This window comes from Massilia sp. YIM B02443 (assembly GCF_030411955.1).
Classification (GTDB): Bacteria; Pseudomonadota; Gammaproteobacteria; order Burkholderiales; family Burkholderiaceae_D; genus Telluria.
The window spans coordinates 15,280-32,317 of record NZ_JASNRA010000019.1 but is presented as its reverse complement, the minus strand read 5'-3'; the positions used below and the strand labels follow the sequence as shown (position 1 = coordinate 32,317).

Genomic DNA, 17,038 nt, shown 5'->3' with positions numbered 1-17,038 from the left:
GGGCATGAACAATCTCTGGTGGTTCGCGCTGCCGATCCTGCTGCTGCCGGTCTGGTGGCACCGCCGCAAGCGCATCGAGAACAAGGCCGCCCCGATGGCCACCGCGCGCTTCCTGCCGCGCGCCGAACCGCGCCAGACCCGCGTCTGGCGCTGGAGCGATCCGCTGCTGCTGCTGGTGCGCTGTCTGCTGCTGGCCTGCCTGATCGCGTGGCTGGCCAATCCAGTGTATCCGTCGCGCGGCGACACCGTGATCGTCACGCAGGGTACGGATGCTGCCTGGGCCGAACGGCAAGCTGCCGAGGCCGGGCTGGCGCAGGCCGAACGCGTCACGCTGCCGGGCGCGCAGGCGCTGGGCTGGGTGCATGCGCACGAACGCGAGTGGCGCAAGGATGCGCGCCTGCTGGTGCTGGGCGACGTGCCGATGCCGGCTACTAAACCGCTGTTCGGTCGCGAGGTCGAAGTGCGCACCCAGCCCGCAAAGGCCTTGAACAGGGAGCACCACGTGTTCATCGCGAGCGAGCGCACCGGCGAGTGGCGGCGCATGTTCGCGGCGCTGGACGGCCCCGAAAAAATCGTCATCGACGCCACGCCCGGCGCTGCCACCTCGCTGGTCGTGTGGGACCGCCCTGGCGCACCGCCGGCGTCGATGAAGGCGCCGCTGTGGCTGGTGACGAATGCAGGCGTCTTCCCGGAACTGGCCAAGGCTCAGAGGTTGGGCGGCCTGCTGTACGCCGACAGCGCGCGCGGCCGCCTGTGGCACCACGCCGCCTGGCCGCCGCGCGATGCGGACAATGCACGCCGCCTGCTGGACGACTGGCAGCAGCTGCACGTCGGCCCGCGCCCCTACACGCTGCAATCGCAGGTGTTCGCGGCGTCGAAAGAGGCCGACGCGCCGGCCCCGGGCGGCGGCCTGCGCGACATCCTGTTGGCCGCGCTGGCGGCATTGTTCGTGCTCGAAAGGATACTCGCGCATGTCAGGAAGGGCGCCCAATGAACGTTGAGATCACCAAACGCGTGTGGCGCGCGGCCCAGCTGCGCCGACTGCCGCTGTGGATCGGCGGCGCGCTGCCATGGCTGGCGATTCCATCGGGACCGGGCCTGCTGGCCTGGCTTGGGTGGTGTGCGCTCGACTGGGTCAAGCTGCGCCGCCGCGCCGTCTTCGAATGGACCGCGTGGCTGGACGGCGCCGTGCCCGAGATGGAAGACAGCGCCGCGCTGCTTGAAAACGCCGACACGCCGGTCGCGCGTCTGCAGCAACAGCGCCTGTTCACGCGCCTGGACGCCGCGATCTCGTCGGCGCAGCTGCGCCGCATCGTCAAACAGTATGTCTCGGCCGGTTACCCGATCATCCTGATCAGCGCCGCGCTGGCGGCGATGGTGTGGTTCGCCACCAACCGCGAACAGGCAAGCAACGTGGCCACGCCCGCCGGCCCGGTCGCCACCGCCAACGCCGCCGGCGTGCCGCCGCAATTGACGGTCAAGGTCGCGCCGCCGGCCTACACCGGCGTGCCGGCGTCGGAATCGGCGCCGGGCGACCTGCAGGTGCCGGAACAGACCGTGGTCAGCTGGTGCGTGAAAGGCGGAACTGCTGAAGAGAACAGGATCGAGCTGGCCAATGGCCAGGTGCTGTCCCCGGGCTCGGAGTGCGCGCGCTGGACCGCGGTCGAATCGGTGCTGTGGCGCTGGCGCGGCGAGCGCCACGCGCTGCGCGTGATTCCCGACGCGCCGCCCGAGATCGAGATCACGGCGCCGCCCCAGATGGTGCACGACCTGCGCGAAGGCGCGACCAATGTGCCGATGGCGCTGCGCATCACCGACGACTACGCGATCGCGCGCGCCACGCTGCACCTGACGCTGGCGCGCGGCAGCGGCGAGAACGTCAAGTTCACCGATCGCGAGATGCCGCTGCCGGCCTCGAACAATTCCAAGCGGCGCGACTGGTCCAAGAACTGGTCGCTGGCCGAACTGGGGATGGAGCCGGGTGACGAGCTGTACTTCTTCGTGCGCGCCAGCGACAACGCCGCCAGGGCGCACCACGTGCAGTCGCCCACCTACAGCATCCGCCTGCCGGCGCCTGAAGCCGAGGCCGAGGAAGACAGCGCGGCCATGCCTTCGCTGGTGAAGCCGCAAAGCCTGCGCAGCCAGCGCCAGATCATCATCGACACCGAGCAGCTGATCGCCGACATGCGCGGCAAGATGGGCAAGGGCGAAGCGCGCGAGCGCAGCGAGCGCATCGCCGACGACCAGGGCGCGCTGCGCCGCCGCTACGGCCAGTTCCTGGGCGAGGAATCGACCCTGTTCGGCGAAGAAGCGCAGGGTAGCGCCGCTGCGAAGAAGAGCGACGAACATGAGGAACACGACGAACACGATGGCCACGACCACAGCGGCCACGATCACGGCGAACCTAACAAGCGCACGGGCGGCATCCGCAACGAGACCGAACATATCCTGAACACCTACGGCCACGCCCACGACGAACCCGAGAACGCGACCATGTACGACGAAGGCACCAAGAAGGTGCTACGGCGGGCGCTGGTGGCGATGTGGGACGCCGAAAAGGCGCTGCGCGCGATCGAGCCGAAGCTGGCGCTGGCGCCCGAGCTCAAGGCGCTGGAGGCGATCAAGGAATTGCAGCAGGCCGAGCGCATCTACCTGCACAAGGCCGCCTTCACGCCGCCGCCGATCACGGAAGAAAAACGCATGAGCGGCGACATGGCGGGCGCGGCCAGCTACCGCCGCGAGCAGGGCGGCCAGGACGCGCCGCTGCCGGAAGAGCTGCGCACGCTGGTGGCCGCGCTGTCCGGCGACGGTCCGTTGCCGGCGCTGTGGACCCGCACCGCCAACGACTGGGTGCGCACCCGCATCAAGAACGACGAACAGCGCCTGGCGGCGCAGCGTTCGATCCAGGACGTGCTGGACGGCTGCATCGGCTGCCGACCGGTGCTGCGCGCCTGGCTGCGCGGCGGCGCCGGCCAGGGGCAGGTGCTGCTGCAGGCGCGCCCTGCCGTCGAGACGCCGTTCGAGCGCGCCTGGCGCGAAGGGATCAAGAACGGAAGCCAGCCATGAACACGACCCTGATCATCGCCGTTGTCGCTGTCGCGGGCCTGGCCAGCGCCGGGCTGTATCTCTATCGCCGCAAGTGGCTGGATGCGCTGCTGGTGCTGGTCGCCGCCGGCGCGCTCGGCCTGTTCGCGGCCGACCTGCGCATGCCGGGCGAGGGCGGGCGCACGCTCACCATCGACGCCTCCACCGCGCCCGAATCGCTCGACGGCGTGCGCTCGTTGAGGGTGCTGGGCGAAGGCCTGCGCGGCGCCCAGTGGGACGACCTGCCGGCGCTGCCGCTCGAATGGAGCGTCCCGCGCGGGCTGGCGATCCGGCTCGATTTCCCGAGCCAGGTGGCGCTGGGCCGCGTGTTCCGCCTGAAGGTGGCGCGCGAAGAAAAGAGCGCGGCCCAGCTCGAGCTGCTGGCCGAGAATGGCGAACTGCTGGCGCAGGTGCGCAACGCCGGCGACCTGAGCGTCGAATGGACGCCGCCGGTGGCCGAGCGCCTGGTGCTGCGCGCGCGCCTGCGTAATGCAGGCGGCGCGGTGCTGGCCGAAGGCCCGGTGCCGTTCATCGTGCACGAGCCGGCGCCGCTGCAGGTGGAGGGACGCTTCAATGCGCCTTCGTTCGACCTGCGCGTGCTGAACGATCTGCTGGCCGGCAGCGGCGCGCTGCTCGACTGGCGCGTGGAGCTGGGCCGCAACGTGACGCGCACCCAGGCCCCGCGCGAAGAAATGAAGACGCCCAACCTGATGGTGATCGACGCCGCCTTGTTCGAGCGCATGGCCGCCGGCGAACGCGCTGCGCTGCTCGAGCGCGTGGCGAAGGGAATGCCGCTCTTGGTGCTGGGCGCGAACGCCAACGATCCGGGCCTGTGGTCGCGCACGCTGCAGCTGCCGCTGCGCGCCCAGGCGGCTGGCAGCAAGACCGATGCCCCGCTCGAGATGCCAATGACCACCCTGGCGCCGGCGGCGCGCGAGACCGGCCCGTGGCAAGGTTCCGACAAGATGGTCTGGACGCGCGACTGGCAGCAGGGCCGCATCGGCTGGCTTGCGGTGGCCGACTGGCACCGCCACGCGATCGCCGAACCGCGCGCGCTGGCGCTGTGGTGGCAGGGCGTGATCGACCGCCTGGACGTCGAGCGGCGCCAGGACACCGAATGGCTGGCGCCGCGCGAGATCCCGCTGCCGGGCCAGCGCCTGGAAGTCTGCGCGCGCGGCGTCGAGGGCGAGCTGGTGCTGCCCGACCTGAAGCAAACCTCGACGTGGCAGCGCCGCGCCGATCGCGTCGACGTGTCGTGCGTCGCGCTCTGGCCGCAGCAATCCGGCTGGCTGCAGGTGAACGACGCCAGGGCCGGCGCGCATGCGCTGTACGTGTATGCGCAGGACGACTGGCGCGCGTGGCAGGACGCGCAGCGGCGCGACGCCACCATGCGCTACGCCGCGCGCACCCTGGAACGCCCGGCGGACGGCCCGACGCGGCCGCTGCCGGTGCTGCCGTTCGCGCTGGTGTTCGCGGCGGCGATGCTGCTGTTGTGGTGGCGCGAACGGCGCTGACGCGCCGCCTGTTTCTTTAGCGTGGACGGGTCCCCCGTCCACGCGGTGATGGTTGGCCGCAAAATCATCCGGCGCGATAACGGAACCGATAACAATCGACGCGTGGACGGCGCAGCCGTCCACCCTACGTGCTTAGAACGTGTAATCCGCCTTCACATACGCCGACCGTCCATTCATCCCGAACGGGCAAGTCTCCCAGCAATAGGTGAACCCCATTTGCGGGAACGGCGCCGCCCGTTCCGGATTCCAGCGCGTCGGATAGGTGTCGAACAGGTTGTTGATGCCGGCCGACAGGCTCAGGTTCTTGTCGAAGGCGTAGCGTCCGGTCAGGTCGACGATCCACTTGGCGGCCCAGGTCTGCACGAACGGCGCCGTGAAGCCTTGGCCCTGCACCTCGCCGAAGTAGTTGGCGCGCGCCGTCACGTTCCACGGGCCGGTGGTGTAGTCGGCCGCCACCACGTGATGCTTGCGCGGCTGGCCGCGTTCGATCAGCGTCACCTGGGCGTCGTCGAACAGCTGGGCGCCGCTCAGCACCGGCGACTGCGAATGGCGGTCGCGCACCTCGGTCTTGTTGAAGCCCAGCTGGCCGGAGAGCACCAGGGTCGACCCCTGGCCGCGGATGGTCTGCTGCGCCACGATGTCCAGGCCCGTGGTGGTGGTGTCGATGGCGTTGGTGAAGAACTGCGCCTGGCCCACGCGCAGCGGATCCAGGATGGCGCGGATCGGGCACGAGGCCGGGGTCGGGCAGGGGCCGGATTCGGGCGCGATGTTGCTGGAGAAGACGATGCGGTCGTCGATCCGCGTGCGGTACAGGTCGGCCGTCAGCGACAGGCCCTGGCTCGGGCGCAGGATCATGCCGATGCTGGCGCTTTTCGACGTTTCTTCCTGCAGCGGCGCGATGCCGAACGCGCGCGTGACGGCGCTGTCTTCGCGCGCGGTCAGGGTTTCGGTGAGCACGCCGGCCGCATTCAGGTTGGTCGAGACCGAGCTGTAGAACTTCTGCTGTACGCCGGGAGCACGGAAACCCGTCGACGCGCTGGCGCGCAGGCCGAGGGTGCGCGACGGGTCGTAGCGCAGCGTGAGTTTGCCGATGGTGGTGTTGCCGAAGTCGGAATAGCGCTCATGGCGCAGCGCCGCGCCGACCGATACCGTGTCGCCGAACTTGCGCTCGACGTCGAGGTAGTAGGCGGTGTTGTGGCGTCCTTCGTCGACCGCGGTGCCGGGCGTGTAGCCGGGGAAGCCCTGGATGCCGGAGGCGGCGATGCCGCCGTTCTGGTCGCGGATGATGATGGCCGGGTTGTTGGTGGTGCCGTACTGGTACGAGACCGGGTCGCCGGCTTCGATCTCGTAATTGTCGCGGCGCCATTCGAAGCCGGTGGCCACCAGCAGTTCGCCACCGAACAGGTTCACCGGACCCTTGAAGTCGAGGTTGAAGGTGGTCTGCTCGAATTTGAGGGTGCCGGTGTCGGCTTCGCGCGGCGAGTCGCCGGTCTCGTACCAGTAGCTGACGTTGATCGAGTTCCGCTCGTGGAATTTCAATTGGCTGCGGCCGTGGTTGACGCTGGCGTCGACGTTCCAGCCATCCGCCAGGTCGTGGCGGTAGCCGAAGGCCAGCGAGGCATCCTGCACGGTGGTGACGATGTTCGGCAGGAAGCCGTTCGGGTAGACCTCGGGCACGTTGCGCGAATCCTCGGCCGGGCGGTAGAAGCCGCCCGAGTCGCCCTTGCGCTTGGAGGCGCCGCCGAAGGCATACAGTTCGCCGCCGCCGATGGGCAGGGCCGAGTTCATCCACAGGTAGTAATCCTTGGCGTTGCTGTCGCCCAGGCGCTGGGTGACGCGCGGCGGGTCGACGCGCAAGGTGTCGAGGCCGGCGCGGTTGGTCTCGTCGCGCTTGCGGGCTTCGACCGACAGGTTCAGGTAGCCGCCGTCGCTGCCGAGCGCGAAGCCGCGGTGGGCGCTGGCCGAATACGTGTCGCCGTCGCCTTCGTCGGTGGTGCCGGCGCTGGCGCTGAGGCTTCCGTTGCCGGCGCCTTTTTTCAGGATGATGTTGATCACGCCGGCGATCGCGTCCGAGCCGTATTGGGCGGCGGCGCCGTCGCGCAGCACTTCGATCGCCTGGATCGCCGACAGCGGGATGGCGTTGATGTCGGTGCCGGCCGAGCCGCGCCCGATGGTCTGCTGCACGTTGACCAGCGCCTGCTGGTGGCGGCGCTTGCCGTTGATGAGCACCAGGAGCTGGTCCGGACCCAGGCCGCGCAGCGTCGCCGGGCGGATGATGTCGGTGCCGTCGCTGACGAAGGTGGTGGTGAAGTTGAACGAGGGGTCGAGGTCTTGCAGCACCTTGCCCAGTTCCAGCGTGCCGGCCGACTGCAGGTCCTTGGCGTCGATCAGGCCGACCGGGACCGCCGTGTCGAGCGCGGTCTTGGGCTGGGTGCGCGAACCCAGCACCACGACTTGCGACAGGTTGGGATCGGCCTGCTGGGCCGCGGCCGGGCCGGCAATGGCCAGTATCGCGGCGGCCAGCAGGGTGCGTTGTGGCAGTAGTTGCTTCCTCATCCTCGCTCCTTTGATGGTGATGTTGTTATATGTCCAAGTGTGGACGCCATTCGATAGTAGCGAGCAGTTGTGGCTGAGAAACCGTTCACGGGCATTTTGGTAAAGACAAACGTGTCTTTTTTGGATTGACGTCGCGTGAAAGCAACGTTTGCACATGTTCACCAACCGCTTCATGTTCCTTGAATAGTGCCTTGAGTCTAATGAACTTTTTGCAAAGAAATATTGCAGTTGAGTGTTTTCGTTTTTGTTACGTTCTCTAACAAGATTCTGGAAGACGCGCGACATAGTCGAGATAGGATGTTCTCGCGCCCCGCATTCTTTGTAGGCAGCCACACACCATGATCCAGCGACGAACCGACGAGCAATCCGCGCTCGCCACCGAATATGCGTTGTTCCTGGCCGAGACGCGGGGCGTCAAGGCCGGGTTGGTGTACCTCGAGAGCTGCAACGTCTCCAGCGAGATCCTGCTGCGCGTCATGCAGGATCCCGCAGCCCGGCGCAGCCGGGAACGGCGTCAATGGAAACGGAACGACTAGCATGAACATCACCCAGCTTTGCAAGCGCTACGGCCTTGAACACTACGGCAGCCTGGAACATGTGTGGGATGCGCACAGCGCCAGCGGCATCGTGCTGATGCAGCTGTGGCACGCACCCAACCAGAAACTGCACGACCATCCGGTGCCGGGCGCGCAGCTGCGCGTGTGCTGCTTCGAAGCGGCAGCCAGTACCGACGGCCAGGGCGACATGCAGGAAGTGCGCACCCGCAGCATCGAGGCGGTGGAGGGCGGCGCGCGCGGCTTCGCCGCGATGTCGATCCCGCCGGGAGAATCGCGCGGCGTCGGGGCCTGGGCCAAGTACACCAACCTGGAGCGGGTGTTTCCGGTGCTGGCGCTGGAGCGCGAACCGTGCGGCTCGGTGTTCGCGCTGCTCGGGGCGCCGGTGCCGGCGTCCGAACTGGGACAGATGCAGGATCAAGAGCAGGAGCGGCGTGGGCGCCAGCCGTCCGCGGTGCGCCATCCGCTCAGGCCTGGTGGTCGCGCATCCACTCCTTCAAGCCATTGACCCAGTTCTTGGCCGGCAGGTTCAGGCGCCGCTTGATCTCGCCGGCGCGTTCGTACAGCACCGAGAAGTCGATCTCGGGCGCATCCCTGAAAGCCAGCACCACGATGTTGGCGTCGTGCACCTCGGGCAGCCACACCACCGCGTCGAACACCTGTTCCATCGTCAGCAGGTTCTTGTCGTAGTTGCTGAAGTCGCCGAACACATTGGCGGTCATGACGCCGCCCGGCGCCAGGCAATCGAAGCAGCCCTGGTAGAACTCGGGCGAATCGAGCACCGGGCCGCGCGCATCCTGGTCGTACAAATCGACCTGCAGCGCGTCCACCGTGCCGTGGTTGCGCGCATCCAGCACGAAGTCCAGCGCGTTCTGCTCGCGCACGTCCAGGCGCGCATCGTTCTCGGGCAGGCCGAACAGGGCGCGGCAGATCGCGATCACGTTGGGATTGAGTTCGACCGCGGTCACGCGCGCCTCGGGAAAGCGCGCGTAGCTGAACTTGGTGAGCGCGGCGCTGCCCAGGCCCAGCTGGACGATGTGGCGCGGCGCGTGCCGGAACAGCGTCCACATCATCATCATCTGCACGTATTCGAGCTCGATGGCGTCGGGCTTGGCGATGCGCATCGCGCCCTGCACCCACGAGGTGCCGAGGTGCAGGAAGCGCACGCCTTCGAATTCGTCGATGGTGGCGGGCGGGTGGCCAGGGGCGGCGAAACGTGGGTCGATGGTGCGGGGGGATTTGGCGGACATGGTCGGGAGGACGGCGAAAAACAAGGGCCGATGTTACCAGACGCCTGGCGCCACTTTACGCGACGCCGTTATCGCACCACGCGTCGAAGCCCGGTCGTCCGGCCATGCGCGCATACCACGCCGCCACATGCGGATAGTCGGGCCGCGCCATCGGCGTCATGCGCCAGCGGTTGACCGACAGGCCGAGCACGATGTCGGCCAGCGAGAACGCATCGCCGGCGATGAAGGCCTTGCCATCCAGCTGCGCGTCGAGCATCCCGACGTGCCGGTTCCAGCCCGCGACGCCGGCCTCGATCTGCGCCGGATCGCGGTGCGCGGCGCTGGCGCGCACCAGCGCCATGAAGGCATAGCGCCATGCGGTATTCAGTTCGGTCGCCTGCCAGTCCATCCACTGCTCGACGCGCGCCCGCGCCTGCGCATCGCTCGTCGCCGGCAGCAGCGTGGCGCCGCCGTAGCGGTGGCACAGGTAGCGGCAGATCGCGTGCGACTCCCACAGCACGAAGTCGCCGTCGACCAGCACCGGCACCATCCGGTTCGGATTGAGCGGCGCATCGTTCTCCTGCCAGTCACGGCGTTCGTACGGAATATCCAGTTCGGCGCAGGTCCACAGCACCTTGCGCACGTTGATCGAGGTGGACTTGCCGATGATGGTCAACATGGATGGCTCCTTGGGCTCAGGGGGAAACGGCGCCGGGCAGGGCGGGCAGGAACAGCGTCACCGCCAGCCCGCCGCCGTCGCGGTTGGCCAGCGTGATGCGTCCGCCGTGCGCCTCGGCGATCTCGCGCGCCAGCGCCAGCCCGAGGCCGGTGCCGCTGCGCTTGGTGGAATAGAACGGGACCAGGGCCTGGGTCAGCACCGCCTCGCTCATGCCGCCGCCGCGGTCGAACACGTCGATGCGCCACTGGTCCTGCACACGCCGCAGCTGTAGCGCCACGTCCTCGGGGTTCGATCCCGACTCGTGCGCGTTCTTGAGCAGGTTGAGCAGCGCCTGCTCGACCTGGGCGGCGTCGATCCACGCCGCGTCTTGCGGCAGCCCACCCTCGATCCGGAACGTCACCTGTGACGCCAGGCGTTCGATCAGCGCGTCCCAATGCTGCGCTTCCAGTCGTGGCGTGGGCAGCTTGGCGAAGCGCGCGTAGCCGAGGATGAAGCTTTCCAGGTGCCGGGTGCGCTCGCCGATGGTCTGCAGGATCTGCGGCAGGCGCTCGACCTGGCCGCGCCGCACCAGCTCCGCGCCCGAGTGCGCGAGCGAGGCCAGTGGCGCCAGTGAGTTGTTGAGTTCATGGCTGATCACGCGGATCACCTTCTTCCAGGTCTGTACTTCCTGGCGCCGCAGTTCGACCGTCAGGTGGCGCAGCAAGAGCAATTCGTGGCGCCGGCCGTTCAGGGTGAAGGTGTTGCGCGCCAGGTGATACACCTCTTCGTCCTCGCCTTCGCCGGCGGTGAACAGGCCGTCGCCGCCGCGCGCCAGCGCTTCCTTCAAGGCCGGCGAGGCGCCGTCCAGCACCGCGCCCAGCGCGTGGCCTTCGAGCTTGCGGCCGTGCGCCAGCAGGCGGCGCGCGGCCAGGTTGGCGTAGACGATGGCGCCGTTGCTGGCGCCATCGCCCGCCTTCGCCGCGGCGTCGGCCACCAGCAGCATCGCCACCGGCGTGTTCTGCACCATGGTGTCGAGCAGCAGCTCGCGCTGGGCCAGGCCCAGGCGCTGCTCGCGCAGCACGCTGCCCAGGCGGTTGTGGGCGGCGACCAGGTCGCTCAATTCATCGTTGTGGGGCCAATGCAGGCTGAAGGAAAAGTCGCCATCGCGATAGCTGTCCACCGTGCTCTCGAGCGCGCGGAACAGCGACATGATCGGCTGCACCTGCGTGCGCAGCGTGATGATCGCCACCGGCAGCAGGCCGAGCAGACAGACGGCGGCAATCAGGAGCGGGCGGCCGGGGAACAGGGTGTCGAGGCCGAGCGCGCTCAACACGCCCAGCGCCAGCAGCGTGCCCACCAGGGCCGACAAACGCGTCACCAGCGAAAAGCGCGGGCCCTTGCCGTGCGCGTCCGCGCCGCTCATGGACGCGCGATGCCGAGCCGCTCCATGCGGCGGTACAGCGCCTGGCGCGACAGTCCCAGTTCGCTCGCGGCCTGCGCCACCACGCCGCCGGCGCGCCCCAACGCCTGCACGATGGCGTCGCGATCCGGTTCCGCTTCCTGCGCCGGCAGGCTGGCCGGCGGCAGGCCGAGGTCCGCCACCTGTACCGTGGCGCCGCTGCTCAAGAGACCGGCGCGCGCCATCACGTTCTTCAGTTCGCGCACGTTGCCGGGCCAGGGGTGCGCCAGCAGCGCCGCTTCGCTGGCCGGGTGCAGCGTCTTGCCCGGCGCCAGGAAGGCGCGCGCCAGCGGCAGGATGTCGCCCGGCCGGGCGGCGAGCGGCGGCAGGTGCAGCTCGATCAGGTTGAGGCGGTAGTACAGGTCTTCGCGGAAGGTCCCGGCGCGGATCATGGCCTTCAGGTCGGCGTTGGTGGCGCTGATCACGCGCACCTTCACCTGGCGCTCGCGGTTCGAGCCGAGGCGCTCGAAGCGGCCGGTCTCCAGCACCCGCAGCAGTTTCATTTGCCCTGCCGGCGGAAGGTTGCCGATCTCGTCGAGGAACAGGGTGCCGCCGTCGGCCGCCTCGAACTTGCCTTCGCGCGCCTTCGCCGCCCCTGTATACGCGCCGGCGTCGGCGCCGAACAGCTCGGCCTCGATCAGTTCGGACGGCAGCGCGCCGCAGTTCAGTACCACGAACGGGCCGCCCGATACCTGCGAATTGGCCTGGATGATGTCGGCGATGCGTTCCTTGCCGGCGCCGTTCGGCCCCGTGATCAACACGGGAACATCGGCGCGCGCTACCTGGCAGGCCAGGTGCAGCACGCGCTCGGTGGCCGGGTCCTGCCACACCAGGCCGCGCAGGTCGAAGCGTTGTTCCAGTTCGCGTCTGGCCTTGTGCTCGCGCTGCAGGCGCGTGCCGAGCGCGCGGTTGGCCTGGCCCAGCTCGACCAGGTTGGTCACTGTCGCCAGCAGGCGCTCGTCGTTCCACGGCTTGGGCAGGTAGTCGGCCGCGCCCAGTTTCACCAGGTCGACCGCCGCGTCCAGGTGGGTCCAGGCGGTGAGCAGGATTACCGGCAGGTCCGGGTGACGGCGGCGGATCTCGCGAAACAGCGCCACGCCTTCTTCGCCCGAGGTGGTGTCGGCCGTGAAGTTCATGTCCTGGATCACCAGGTCGACCGGCTCGCGGCCAAGGATCGCGAGGCCTTCTTCGGGCGAGGCGGCGCTGATCGACGCGATGTCGTGCAGCGAGAACAGCACGTCGAGCGCGACCGCGACGGCGGCATTGTCGTCAATGATGAGAACCGTGGGCATGGCCGCTAGCATAGCACCGGCGCGCGACTATGCACTGCGGGTGGCCAGCGCCGGCGAGATGCCGGCCGCGCGCCACGCCGGACCATACGCGGCCAGGATCCCGAGCGCCCACAGCACGACCGCACCGCCGGCCAGGTAGCCCAGCGGCAGGCGTTCCATCTCGAGCCGGCTCACCAGGAGCTGGTTCAGGCCAATCCCGAGCAGCACGCCGCCGAACACGCCGGCGCTGGTGATCAATACGTTCTCCGTGATGAAGTAGCGCACGATGTCGCGCTTCCTCGCGCCCAGCGCGCGCCGCACGCCGATCTGCTTGCGGCGCTGGTTGACCCACAGGCTGGCCATGCCGACGATGCCGCCGGCGGTGATCAGGAGCAGCAGCACGCTGACCACCACCAGGGTCCACGACAGCGCCACGTCGGCGCGGTAGCGCGCCGCGCGCAGCTCGTCGATGGTGCGGGTGTGGAGGATGACCGGATCGGCTGACGCCTTGCGCAGGGCGTCTTCGGCGTCGCGGATCACCCGTTCGCGCTGGCCGGGCGCGGCGCGCACGGTGTAGGTGGCGGCGCCGGCGCCATATTCGCGTCGCGGCACGATGATCGAGAATTCGCCGCGTTCGCCGATGTTGGCGTTGTGGTCCTGCAGCCGCTCGACCACGCCCACCACCGGGATGCCCATGGCGTCTTCGCCCATGCCGATGTAGAGCGTCTTGCCGACCGCCGTCTCGCCCGGCCACAGCCTGGCGGCCAGCGCGCGGGTGACGATCACCGCACGCGGCGCTTCGCGCGATCCCATCGGGATGTCGATGTATTCTCCGGCACTGAAATCGCGGCCCTCGGCAAGGACCAGTCCCCAGGCCTGCACCACCGAATCGGCAACGCTGTAGGCCGACGGCACGGCCGATTCGCGGGTCTGGCTGCGCTCGACCGCGACGCTGGTGTTCCAGCCCGAGTTGGACATCGGCAGCTGGCCGACATTGGCCACCGACACCACGCCCGGCACTGCGCGCAGCGTGGCGATCTCGCGGTTCTGGTTGGCCAGATCCTGCTCGGGGCCGCCGCCGCGCAGGTGGCTGACGTTGATGGTGAACACCGCGTGTTCATCGGCGATGCCGCTCGGCCGCGCCGCCGCGGCGCGCCGCTCGCCCACGATGTGCAGGGCGTTGGCCAGGATCGCCAGGCTGATGGCGACCTGCAGCGCCACCAGGATCGGGCCGGTCTTGTTGCGCATCAGGCTTGAGAGGATGGGGCGGATTTCCATGCTGATTCTCCGTGAGGTTTCCGGGATTATTGGGACTTGAGCTGGAGCGCCGGCGTCACCTGGCAGGCGCGCCAGGTGGGCAGCAGCCCGGCCACCAGCGCCGCCAGCACCGACAGCGCAAAGGTGAAGGCCAGCATCGCCAGGTCCATGCGCGCCACCGCCGCCATCGCGCTGCTCTGCAGCGACAGCAGGGCCAGTGCGCCGAAGGCCAGCAGCAGGCCAAGCACGCCGCCGGCCAGGCCGATCACCGCGCTCTCGGTCAGGAACTGGCGGAAGATGTCCTTGCGCGATGCCCCCAGCGCGCGCCGGATGCCGACTTCGGACGCGCGCACCGAGAACTTCGCCAGCAGCAGGCCGATGGTATTGACCAGGCACAGGGCCAGGAAGCCGAACGCCAGCCAGGCCGACAGCTTGTTGTCCTTGCCGACCACCTTCATGTGCACCAGCCATTCCGGTACGTTGTACAACTCGTTGGGCGCGTTGCGCTTCATGCGGCCAAGCTTGCGCTGGTCGGCGGCGTAGTTGTCGAGCCAGGCCTGCAGGTCGTCGCGCCCCGCGCTGGATGCGGTCTCGAACCAGAACTGGAGCCAGGTGCATTCCGAGCGCAGGATGCCCTCGAAGCCAGGATCGGTAGGCGCGCTGCAGCTCATGCCGCCGTTGTGCGAGCTTTTGTGCCGGATCGACGACGCCAGGGGAATGAACAGGTCTTCGTCGACGCCGAACTTGCGGCCGCTCTGGAGCTGGTAGTAGCGCGGCTGCGGCGACCAGGCATCGATCACGCCGACCACGGTGAACGGCGCGTCCAGCAGGCGTACCTGGCGGCCGACCGGGTTGGCGTCGCCAAACAGCTTTTCGGCCAGTTCGCGGCTGAGCACCACCACGTCGGCGCCGCGCGCGTCGTCGGCCTCGCTCCACGGCCCGCCGTGCACGAACGGGACATCGAACATGGCGAAGAAGTCGCGCGTGGGGGCCATTCCCTCGGTCCAGAATGGTTCGATCTGCTTGTCGGGCGGTTCGATCACGGCCGCGATGCCGTACATGCCGGTGCGGCGCACGCCCTGGCCGCTCTTGAGCAGATTGACGACATCGATGTAGGTGAGCTGGTCGTCCGGCCGGTCATTGCCCGGGTCGTAGTTTTCGGCCGGCCGGTTATCCAGCACCGGCGCGAACAGGCGCGTGCTTTTCTGCGGAATCGGGTCGCCCGACATCATGTGCAGGATGGCGAGGGTAGAGACGCTGGCGGCGACGCCAACCGCCAGCGTCAGCACCATCAGTGCGGTCAGGACCGGGTTGCGGCGCAGGCTGCGCACGCCGAGCTTGAAGTAGTAAGCGAACATGGCGGCTTCCTTATGCCGGGACCGCGCTGTCGGCCAGCGACGGCGCGCGCCGCACCAGGTCCGACACCTGGCCGTCGATGATGTGCACGTTGCGCTGGGTGCGCACCGCCAGTTCCGGGTCGTGGGTCACCATCAGGATGGTGGTGCCGGCGGCGTTGATCTGTTCCAGCAACTCCATCACGCCGCGCGCCATTTGCGTATCGAGGTTGCCGGTCGGTTCGTCGGCCAGCAGCAGCTTGGGCGAACCGGCCAGCGCGCGCGCGATCGCCACCCGCTGCTGCTGGCCGCCGGACAGTTCGGCCGGGTAGTGCTTCATGCGCGAGGCCAGGCCGACTTTCGCCAGTGCGTCCTCGATGCGTTCCTTGCGTTCGCGCGCATTGAAGCCGCGGTAGCGCAGCGGCACGTCGACGTTGTCGAACAGGTTCAGATCCGGGATCAGGTTGAAACCCTGGAAGATGAAGCCGAGCTTTTCGTTGCGCAGGCGGCTGCGGGCGTTGTCGTCCAGGCCCTTGACGTTGACGCCGTCGAGGACATATTCGCCGTCGGTGAATTCTTCCAGCAGGCCGGCGATGTTGAGGAAGCTGGTCTTGCCCGAACCCGAAGGGCCGGTGACGGTGACGAATTCGCCGGCGTTCACCTGGATCTCGAAGCCGCGCAGGGCGTGGGTTTCGATCATGTGGGTGCGGTACACCTTGCTCAGATTGGACATGCGCAGCATGGGATTGCTCCTTGTTTTAGTTAATGGACACACGTTCGGCGTTCTTGAAGGCGTCGGTGCCGGACACCACGACCTGGTCGCCTTGCTTGAGACCCGACAGGATCTCGACCGCCGACAGGCTGGTGGCGCCGATCCGGATCGGGGTGCGCAGCGCGACGCCGTCGCGCACCACGTAGGCATGGCGTCCGCCTTCGCTTTCGACGAAGGGGCCGCGCTGCACCATCAGCACGTTCGGCTTCTCTTCGATCAGCAGGCGCGCGGTGACGCGTTGGCTCTGGCGCAGGCCCTTCGGCTGTTCGCCGTCGAAGCGCACCCGCGCCAGCACCTGGTTCTTGACCACCTCGGGCGACAGCGCCGACAGCTTGCCGGTAGCCTGGCCGGCGGGCAGCGCGATCACGGCGTTCATGCCCAGGCCCAGGTCGGCGGCATAGGTCTCGGGCACCTCGAGTTCGACTTCGAGCTTGGACAGGTCGACCAGCGTCATCAAAGGCGCGTTGGCCGCCACCACCATGCGGTGCTGGACGTTCAGGGTGCCGATGAAGCCGTCGACCGGCGCGCGCACCGTCAGTTCGTCGACGCGGCGCTGGGCGTTGGCCATCGACAGCCGCGCGCGTTCCAGCTCGTTGGCCTTGGTGCGGATCGCCAGCGCCACATCGTCGCCTTCCAGCGTCGCCGCCTGGGCCGCGTGGCGGGCGCGGATGCCGGCCGAGTTCACGGCGTCCCTGGCTTTCTGGTAGTCGATCTTGGCGATGATGCCGACCGTGCCCACGCTGTCGTAGCGTTCCAGCGTGCGCTGGGCCGACAGGCGCTCGATCTCGGCGGTGTCGGCTTCGCGCTGGGCCAGCAGCTTCTGCTTGCGCGACAGGATCTGCTGGCGCGCGACTTCGGCCTTGAGCTGTTCGTAGCTCGAGGTTTCGCGCTTGAGGGCGTCGGCCAGGTCGGGCGACTCGAGCACCGCCAGCACGTCGCCCTTTTTGACGGTGTCGCCGGCTGCGACCTGCAGGTTGACGGTGGCGGGAGCGGTGGCGTACAGCGTCGGACTGACGGCGGCCACCACGCGGCCATTGACGGCGGCGTCGCGCACCAGCGTGCCGCGCCCGACTTCGGCGATGCGCAGGCGGCTGGCGGAGACCGAATGTTGGCTGCCGTTCCAGGCGGAGAACAGCAGGGCGCTGACGGCCGCCAGCGCGATGGCGCTTGCTGCCAGCAGGGCGGGGCGCTTGTACTTGTGCGCGGGCGAGGCGGTGAGGACGGTGTCCTGGTGGGCGGTATCGCGGATCATGGTGGTGTGCAGTAACGACGGTTGATGGTCGTTATTGCACGAACCGTGCCAGCGATCAGGTCATTGATTCATAACGAAAAACCGGACGGAGAACGCTG

General features: G+C 68.5%; 14 protein-coding genes. 5 read left to right on the top strand and 9 right to left on the bottom strand.

From position 1 onward, the window contains the following. Nucleotides 1-4: 4 nt before the first annotated feature. The 3 genes from QPK27_RS18455 to QPK27_RS18445 are packed head-to-tail and all read left to right on the top strand — an operon-like array spanning nucleotide 5 to nucleotide 4,598. Nucleotides 5-994 (top strand): BatA domain-containing protein, encoded by a 990-nt coding sequence (locus QPK27_RS18455; RefSeq protein ID WP_290419636.1) that lies wholly within the window; start codon nucleotides 5-7, stop codon nucleotides 992-994. Continuing rightward, nucleotides 991-3,066 (top strand): DUF4175 family protein, encoded by a 2,076-nt coding sequence (locus tag QPK27_RS18450; RefSeq protein WP_290419635.1) that lies wholly within the window; start codon nucleotides 991-993, stop codon nucleotides 3,064-3,066. Before QPK27_RS18455 ends, QPK27_RS18450 begins: the two co-directional genes overlap by 4 nt. Then, entirely contained in the window at nucleotides 3,063-4,598 is a 1,536-nt protein-coding gene (locus QPK27_RS18445; protein WP_290419634.1) for a hypothetical protein, read from the top strand. Before QPK27_RS18450 ends, QPK27_RS18445 begins: the two co-directional genes overlap by 4 nt. Nucleotides 4,599-4,730: 132 nt before the next feature. Here QPK27_RS18445 and QPK27_RS18440 read toward each other — a convergent pair whose 3' ends face one another. Next, a complete protein-coding gene (locus QPK27_RS18440; RefSeq protein ID WP_290419633.1) occupies nucleotides 4,731-7,154 on the bottom strand; it encodes a TonB-dependent siderophore receptor in 2,424 nt (807 codons plus the stop codon). A gap of 338 nt (nucleotides 7,155-7,492) precedes the next feature. On the opposite strand from QPK27_RS18440, the gene QPK27_RS18435 reads away from it, so the two are divergent. Together QPK27_RS18435 and QPK27_RS18430 are read left to right on the top strand one after the other, a co-directional pair. After that, nucleotides 7,493-7,690, top strand: coding sequence for a hypothetical protein (locus tag QPK27_RS18435; protein ID WP_290419632.1), 198 nt, complete (start codon nucleotides 7,493-7,495; stop codon nucleotides 7,688-7,690). Nucleotide 7,691: 1 nt separating this feature from the next. Continuing rightward, nucleotides 7,692-8,216 carry a hypothetical protein gene (locus tag QPK27_RS18430; RefSeq protein ID WP_290419631.1) on the top strand — a complete coding sequence of 175 codons (525 nt, stop codon included), beginning with the start codon at nucleotides 7,692-7,694 and terminating at the stop codon, nucleotides 8,214-8,216. Here QPK27_RS18430 and QPK27_RS18425 read toward each other — a convergent pair. The 8 genes from QPK27_RS18425 to QPK27_RS18390 are packed head-to-tail and all read right to left on the bottom strand — an operon-like array spanning nucleotide 8,176 to nucleotide 16,940. Beyond that, on the bottom strand, nucleotides 8,176-8,958 hold the full coding sequence (locus QPK27_RS18425; protein ID WP_290419630.1) for a spermidine synthase: 783 nt from the start codon (nucleotides 8,956-8,958) through the stop codon (nucleotides 8,176-8,178). The genes QPK27_RS18430 and QPK27_RS18425 overlap by 41 nt on opposite strands. Nucleotides 8,959-9,013: 55 nt before the next feature. Beyond that, nucleotides 9,014-9,616: a glutathione S-transferase family protein gene (locus QPK27_RS18420; protein WP_290419629.1), complete on the bottom strand. Its 603-nt coding sequence runs from the start codon at nucleotides 9,614-9,616 to the stop codon at nucleotides 9,014-9,016. Between the two features lie 16 nt (nucleotides 9,617-9,632). Beyond that, complete coding sequence (locus QPK27_RS18415; RefSeq protein WP_290419628.1) at nucleotides 9,633-11,018, bottom strand: PAS domain-containing sensor histidine kinase; 1,386 nt, start codon at nucleotides 11,016-11,018, stop codon at nucleotides 9,633-9,635. Next, nucleotides 11,015-12,346, bottom strand: coding sequence for a sigma-54 dependent transcriptional regulator (locus tag QPK27_RS18410; RefSeq protein ID WP_290419627.1), 1,332 nt, complete (start codon nucleotides 12,344-12,346; stop codon nucleotides 11,015-11,017). Before QPK27_RS18410 ends, QPK27_RS18415 begins: the two co-directional genes overlap by 4 nt. 27 nt (nucleotides 12,347-12,373) lie before the next feature. Beyond that, on the bottom strand, nucleotides 12,374-13,603 hold the full coding sequence (locus tag QPK27_RS18405) for an ABC transporter permease (protein ID WP_290419626.1): 1,230 nt from the start codon (nucleotides 13,601-13,603) through the stop codon (nucleotides 12,374-12,376). 26 nt (nucleotides 13,604-13,629) lie between these two features. Continuing rightward, nucleotides 13,630-14,940 (bottom strand): ABC transporter permease, encoded by a 1,311-nt coding sequence (locus QPK27_RS18400; RefSeq protein WP_290419625.1) that lies wholly within the window; start codon nucleotides 14,938-14,940, stop codon nucleotides 13,630-13,632. A gap of 10 nt (nucleotides 14,941-14,950) precedes the next feature. Beyond that, nucleotides 14,951-15,658 (bottom strand): ABC transporter ATP-binding protein, encoded by a 708-nt coding sequence (locus QPK27_RS18395; protein WP_290419624.1) that lies wholly within the window; start codon nucleotides 15,656-15,658, stop codon nucleotides 14,951-14,953. Between the two features lie 16 nt (nucleotides 15,659-15,674). Further along, nucleotides 15,675-16,940, bottom strand: coding sequence for an efflux RND transporter periplasmic adaptor subunit (locus QPK27_RS18390; protein ID WP_290419623.1), 1,266 nt, complete (start codon nucleotides 16,938-16,940; stop codon nucleotides 15,675-15,677). Between the last annotated feature and the right edge of the window lie 98 nt (nucleotides 16,941-17,038).